General features: G+C 47.1%; 6 protein-coding genes and 1 pseudogene. 6 read left to right on the top strand and 1 reads right to left on the bottom strand.

The window, feature by feature from the left end; all coding sequences use genetic code 11:
- A partial coding sequence (locus tag ACESNI_RS16830; protein ID WP_373089116.1) for a hypothetical protein occupies window positions 1–313 on the top strand: 313 nt, incomplete at its 5' end.
- A 155-nt stretch (window positions 314–468) separates the two neighbouring features.
- Here the strand turns inward: ACESNI_RS16830 and ACESNI_RS16825 are convergent.
- The gene (locus ACESNI_RS16825) at window positions 469–1,638 is read right to left on the bottom strand and encodes a DUF2779 domain-containing protein (RefSeq protein ID WP_373089114.1); all 1,170 of its coding nucleotides are present in this window, start codon (window positions 1,636–1,638) and stop codon (window positions 469–471) included.
- Between the two features lie 242 nt (window positions 1,639–1,880).
- Between ACESNI_RS16825 and ACESNI_RS16820 the strand changes: the two genes are divergently transcribed.
- From ACESNI_RS16820 to ACESNI_RS16800, 5 genes and pseudogenes are all read left to right on the top strand, one after another.
- Window positions 1,881–3,119 (top strand): SIR2 family protein, encoded by a 1,239-nt coding sequence (locus ACESNI_RS16820; protein ID WP_373089112.1) that lies wholly within the window; start codon window positions 1,881–1,883, stop codon window positions 3,117–3,119.
- Window positions 3,119–4,927, top strand: coding sequence for an ATP-binding protein (locus ACESNI_RS16815; protein ID WP_373089110.1), 1,809 nt, complete (start codon window positions 3,119–3,121; stop codon window positions 4,925–4,927). The genes ACESNI_RS16820 and ACESNI_RS16815 overlap by 1 nt, the downstream gene beginning before the upstream one ends.
- A gap of 3 nt (window positions 4,928–4,930) precedes the next feature.
- Complete coding sequence (locus ACESNI_RS16810; RefSeq protein ID WP_373089108.1) at window positions 4,931–5,143, top strand: KTSC domain-containing protein; 213 nt, start codon at window positions 4,931–4,933, stop codon at window positions 5,141–5,143.
- A 12-nt stretch (window positions 5,144–5,155) separates the two neighbouring features.
- Window positions 5,156–5,362, top strand: a complete 207-nt coding sequence (locus ACESNI_RS16805; RefSeq protein WP_373089106.1) for a hypothetical protein — start codon at window positions 5,156–5,158, stop codon at window positions 5,360–5,362.
- Window positions 5,359–5,863: pseudogene (locus tag ACESNI_RS16800) on the top strand (site-specific DNA-methyltransferase); the annotation flags it as partial. The gene ACESNI_RS16805 and the pseudogene ACESNI_RS16800, both read left to right, overlap by 4 nt.

The raw sequence follows: 5,863 nt of genomic DNA, 5'->3' as shown, positions 1-5,863 counted from the left end.
TGATAAGCCACGGTCACAAGAGGAACTAGACGCAAAAGAGAACAGAAAAAAAGAACTCGGACGACTTCGAGTGCAGAGACACCGCGCGAAAAAGAAAGCCGAGCAAGTCGTTCATCAAGATAAAGAGATGATGGAAAATGAAAAAGATATTTGGGACCTGATCAGGCCTAATAAGCACGGTAGCTGTGATAAGGTTTTGCTGGACGCCTACTTTCAATCACTCATAATGAGAACCAAAAAGCAGGCCGAGGAAATAGAACAATTGAAGCGCGATAATCCTCACATTGATTGGCAAAAACCGATTGGAAGATGATCGAGCACTCGCGTGATAAGAATCGCCTATATTTCCGCAAGGAACCGATATATCTCAACCATTGCGAAGGTGTCCAGTTCACAATATTTCAGTAGCTCCCATTTGAGCTTTTCTCGTTCTTGATTACCAGCCGCTTCAACCATTGACAGCCAAGCCTACATCGCGCCAGTGCCATCATGAACGGCATCTTGATCATATTTCAAATGAGGACAGACTACCGGAAGCACTTTCTTGATCGATACTGAACCTTCGAACCGCACATCAACATAGTCCTCTTTGAACACCTCCATGAGATCAACCGTACGATCATTTAGGTTGGTTAGAAAATCCGATTCATCGGGAAAGAGGTCTGCCATCCGTCTATTGCACGACATCTCAAATGATTTGTTCCAACATAGAACGCTACCATCTTCAACAAAGTCTTGTTTCATCTGTTCGACGAGTTTCAACTGCTGGCCGGGGCGATCTGATAAATGTTCAAAATGCCTCAACTCACCAGCCGTCGAAAGTGCGTGGAGCGAATACTGTACTGGCATGGGAAGATGTGGTTTCAAACCATCAGCGAGTGGGATCGCCGACGCGAACGTTTCGTAGTCCAAAAAGTGGAGTGGCCAAGTCAGGGATTCTATAAAATCCGAGATCTTAACCTTATTCACGATGGGAGTACCCTGCTGCGCGGCGATTAACACCGGCACTTGGAGTTTTGAAACTTCAGAAACATCAATTTCGTTCAACGATAGCCGCTTTTCATCAACGAAAGTTTGGACTTTGGATTTTGAAATTCGTGGCAGGAGATAAATTGAGTGATCCGGCACGCCCTGATTGAAATAATCGAATGAGGCACATTGGTTGGGGCGACTGCCAACATATAAGCATGAGCAACTGGATTCATCGATTTCGGTTTGGTCCAAAAAAGCAAGAGCTTCGTCAACTTGTCCTTCGATATCGGGAAGCCTTTTCCTTATCTCATCGGTAACATCTACAATGACCAGAAAATCTGTGGGATCAATATTTCCATTCCGGACGAACTCTTTGTTCACATGGATTATGTTGATTGACCGAACAACTTGTCCTGAGCGTTCTATCGCCAAAGTTTGGAATGCAGCATCATTCACATGATCCTGACCCGTCGAACTTTTGAGCGATGTTGAACCTTTGATTTCAAAAATGTCGATTTGACCGTCTTCAAGCTGCTTAACAAGGTCAGTACGAGCGACAAGGTTGCCGGGAGAAACATAGGTTTTTTGAAATTGGCAAGTGTCTCGGTCGGGCCAAGATGCCACGAGTTCCTTGACGACTGCTTCAACTGCATAGCCGTCCTTCATCAGCATGCGATCGAAGGCAGAAGGGGAAGGCCATTTGATCGCGTCGGGCTTGTGAACTTTGAGCCATTTGGCTTTCGCGCAATCTTGGTATTCAAGAAAGTCCGACTTCGAAAGTGACTTGCTGATAAAAACACCCTCCTTAAGTTCGTGATAAACTGATACCTGAATATAAGCACTATCATCAAAGTTACTTTTGTTACAAGATTACGTAACAAATAAACGAGCCGAATTAGGGTGTTTTTATGAATACACATGATCCGAGACTGCTGCTAGACACCTTGAGAAATCATCTCACTCAGCCAGAAGCAAATGTTACGTTCTTGTTCGGCGCAGGCACCTCTTGCGCAGTGCGTGTTCCAGTTATTGCTGATGACACGGGTCAAGCAACACCCAAAATGCGGTCATTGATCCCCAACGTTGCAGAACTTACAACCGTTTGTGTGAACGAAATTCGCAAGCTTGATTTGGTGGATGATCTCAAAAAATTTGGTGATGCATATGATTTAATTGAGAAGGAAATTCGTCCTGATAACCGAGACTCAAATATCGAAGACATCCTATCCTGTGTACGTCGAAAGCTCAGTGCCGTTGGCGTCAATGATAAATTGTCAGGACTAAATAAGGCTGAGTTGAGTCAGTTAGAAAAGACTATTCAATCAACAATCGCTAAATTGGTGAACCCTGAGCGATCGTTGTATCCAGACAAGCTTCCACATGAAGAGTTTGTAAGGTGGATTGCTCGGATGCCAAGAGAACAACCTGTTGAAATTTTTACGACCAATTATGATGTGCTATTCGAGACTGCACTCGAGGCGGAGAGAGTGCCTGCGTTTGATGGATTTGTTGGCTGCAACCGCCCGTTCTTCTGTCACGAAAGCTTGATAAGACCTGAAAGTGCACCAGCTCCAGGGTGGACTAGGTTGTGGAAAATTCACGGTTCCATAAATTGGCAACTAGAGAAAATAGCGGGTAGGCTGCGGCTCATCAGGACGGAGCCACACAATATGGGGGAGATGATATTACCTTCACAGCACAAGTACGATGAATCTCGCAAACAACCCTATTCAGCACTTTTGGACCGATTTACGAAAACGCTCGAACGCGATGACTCGATACTGATAGTTTGTGGATATAGTTTTTCTGACGAGCACATAAACGCAATAATTTTCGACGCACTCGAAGCAAAGCCGAGGCCGAATGTCATTGCTATTCAATATGATGATCCAACTGAAGGCTCAGCGTTGGCTAACCGTGCAGCGCGATATCTAAATCTGATGGTCCTTGGACCAACTGTCTCGTACTTAGGTGGAAAACGGGGCACATGGAAGCTGGGACAACTGCGTAACGCTAAACACATTGAAGAGGCATTTGAATTGGACCCATTGGCTGAGGGTGAAGAGCAGACTGGTTTCGGAAAATTAATGTTAGGAGATTTTGCGAAGTTTTCAGCCTTCCTCGGCGCGTTAACGGGACCCAAATAATGGCAAGTTCCGATCCCACGTTTATCGGACAGGTCGCGTCGGTAGCGGGAGGAATAGTTCGTGTCCGATTGCGTCAAGATATGCCGACGACGCTTGTTTTAGTTGATGGTGTATCATATCGCGTTGGACAAATTGGCGGCTTCTTCCGCATCCCGCTTGGTTACACTCAACTTTATTCTATTTGTTCTCAAGTCGGTGCCGATGCAGCACCTCACATGGCCGATATTAGTCCAGCAATCATTGAACAGGATTCAGCGGTGGAGCCGGGACTCTCAGGCTTTCGATGGATGACAATAGTTCTTGTTGGAGAATCCACCGGCAGCGTTTTTGAGCGTGGAGTTGGTCAATATCCCACAGTTGGCGATGAAGTCCATTTTGTTACCGGCGCTGACCTCGAAATCATTTATGGAAGCAACACTTCAACAGAGCTAGGATTAGCTGTTGGCCATATTGCCGCCGCGAGCGGCATACCTGCCGTGTTAAACCTTGATCGTTTAGTCACTAGGCATTGTGCTATTGTAGGGTCCACTGGTTCAGGTAAATCCAACTTGGTGTCAATTATGCTAGAATCATTAGCCTCACCAGAACTGCCGTCTGCGCGAACATTAGTAATAGACCCACATGGAGAGTATGGGAATGTTTCACCCGGAAGAACCAATGTATTCCGCATTTCCGCAGGGGAGGGCGAGCGAAACCTCGTAGTCCCATTTTGGGCATTGCCGTTCAATGAACTGCTGGCGATAACTTTTGGAAACATGTCACCAACTAACGAGGCTGCCGTTCGCGACTTGGTACAAGCGATGAAAAAAGAAGCCGCGATATTTCTAAAAAATCCACCGCCACCTGAAGCCATCACGGCGGATACGCCAATACCTTTTAGCTTACACCGACTCTGGTTTGAGCTTGATGACTTTGAGCGGACTACATTCCGAAATGAAGGTGGCCAGAGGGTTAAAACTGAAATTGAAACCGCTGGCGATGCATTGAAACTCGTTTCAAACGTTTATCCTTTGCACGCTCCAGGTGGGAAAGAGCCTTTCAAACACCCCAGTCCTCGAGGGCTAGTTAAACAGTTAGAGTTGGCGCGGAGCAGGCTGACCGACGCTAGATATGCTTTTCTTATCAATCCCCGCGATGGTTATGCGCCAGATCTAGATGGCAAAGTTAAAAATGATATTGATGAGCTAGTCGCTGCGTGGGTTGGAGGTTCAAAACCGCTAACAATTATCGACGTATCTGAGCTACCATCGGATGTAGCGAGTGACATCGTAGGGCTTTTAGTCGGAATTGTTTATGATACCCTTGTTTGGGCGGGTTCGTTGGGTATGTCAGGCAAATCCCAGCCACTCTTTATCGTCGTTGATGAAGCCCATCGTTTTCTTCCGGAAGGTGAAGAAAGCAGTTGCCACCGAACCTTGTCTCGTGTCGCGAAAGAAGGAAGGAAATACGGTATTGGCATCGCGGTAGTGACCCAACGGCCTAGCGAAATCGATTCTACCATTATTAGTCAGTGCGGAACGATGATCGCACTGCGGACTACAAATCCAAGCGATCGAACGAAAGTGGCCTCTGCCTTCCCAGATGATCTCGGCGGACTCGTCGATCTGTTGCCATCACTTCGCACAGGAGAGGGACTGTTCGTGGGCGAAGCAATGTTTGTTCCGTCACGAGTGCGAGTTAATCTCACCCAATCTCCACAAGGTGGAGCCGATCCAGAAGTTTCGAAACTTTGGAAAGCTCAGCCCCGGCCAGACGCTCAGATGTATGCAACCGCGTTACGAAATTGGCGCAATCAAACAAGGATTTAGAACATGGATTTGGAATATGTTGATTCAACAAATGTCGATCAAATCGGGTACGATGACCTTGAAGCTGAGGCCCATGTGATTTTCAAGAATGGCGGGCATTATGTTTACTCACAGGTTGCAGCGGAGACGTGGGAACAGTTTCGAAGTTCACCATCAAAGGGAACCTTCGTGAATCAAGAGTTCAAAGCAAAAGGTTATCATTGTCGGAAAATATAGCTTGGCTGCGCCATGTCTTCGCCGATGACGGGCAAGCTCACGATCCAACGCGCGAAGCAGAAAGCTGAGAAGAAGCGCGATGAGGATTGGCGTGCCTATGATGGCGAGGCCAAGGAAATCGAGGAGCGAAAAGAGCTTCTACTTGACCGAGTGGCTGAGCAACTCACACAAGACACCGAAACGAGTGACCTTTTCACCATAACCTTCGAGATCATATGACCGACACTTCCAACGAACAGCCCGAGCCTTTCGACCTCAATTCGGATGATGTCGCAGCACGCAAACGAGCCGACCTCAAGCGGCTGTTTCCGGAAGTGTTCAATGAGGACAAGATCGACCTCGACCAGCTTCGCCGCGTTATGGGCGATTGGGTTGATGAAGGTTCCGAGCGCTTTGGTCTGACATGGCCGGGTGAAGCCGCATGTATGAAGGTCATTCAAGCGCCCGCCACTGGAGCGCTTCGACCGGATCTCGACGAGAGCGTGAACTTCAATGAGAGCGAGAATGTATTCATCGAAGGCGACAATCTGGAAGTTCTTAAGCTCTTACAGAAGGCGTATTTCGGTAAGGTCAAAATGATCTACATCGACCCCCCATACAACACAGGAGCAGAGTTCATCTATCCAGATAAATATGCCGAAAATCTCGATACATACCTCGCTTATACTGGTCAAATTGATGCTGGAGGAAAGCGATTTTCTACCAACCCAGATAGCGCGG

The sequence above is a fragment of the Sneathiella sp. genome, assembly GCF_041689005.1.
GTDB lineage: Bacteria > Pseudomonadota > Alphaproteobacteria > Sneathiellales > Sneathiellaceae > Sneathiella.
The sequence above is the reverse complement of the archived record's forward strand: the minus strand, read 5'-3'. Positions and strand labels throughout refer to the sequence as shown.

Coding starts and splice junctions, on each gene's coding strand:
- ACESNI_RS16825 (WP_373089114.1), bottom strand. CDS start 1,638: ATGAAGGACGGCTATGCAGTTGAAGCAGTCGTCAAGGAACTCGTGGCA.
- ACESNI_RS16820 (WP_373089112.1), top strand. CDS start 1,881: ATGAATACACATGATCCGAGACTGCTGCTAGACACCTTGAGAAATCAT.
- ACESNI_RS16815 (WP_373089110.1), top strand. CDS start 3,119: ATGGCAAGTTCCGATCCCACGTTTATCGGACAGGTCGCGTCGGTAGCG.
- ACESNI_RS16810 (WP_373089108.1), top strand. CDS start 4,931: ATGGATTTGGAATATGTTGATTCAACAAATGTCGATCAAATCGGGTAC.
- ACESNI_RS16805 (WP_373089106.1), top strand. CDS start 5,156: ATGTCTTCGCCGATGACGGGCAAGCTCACGATCCAACGCGCGAAGCAG.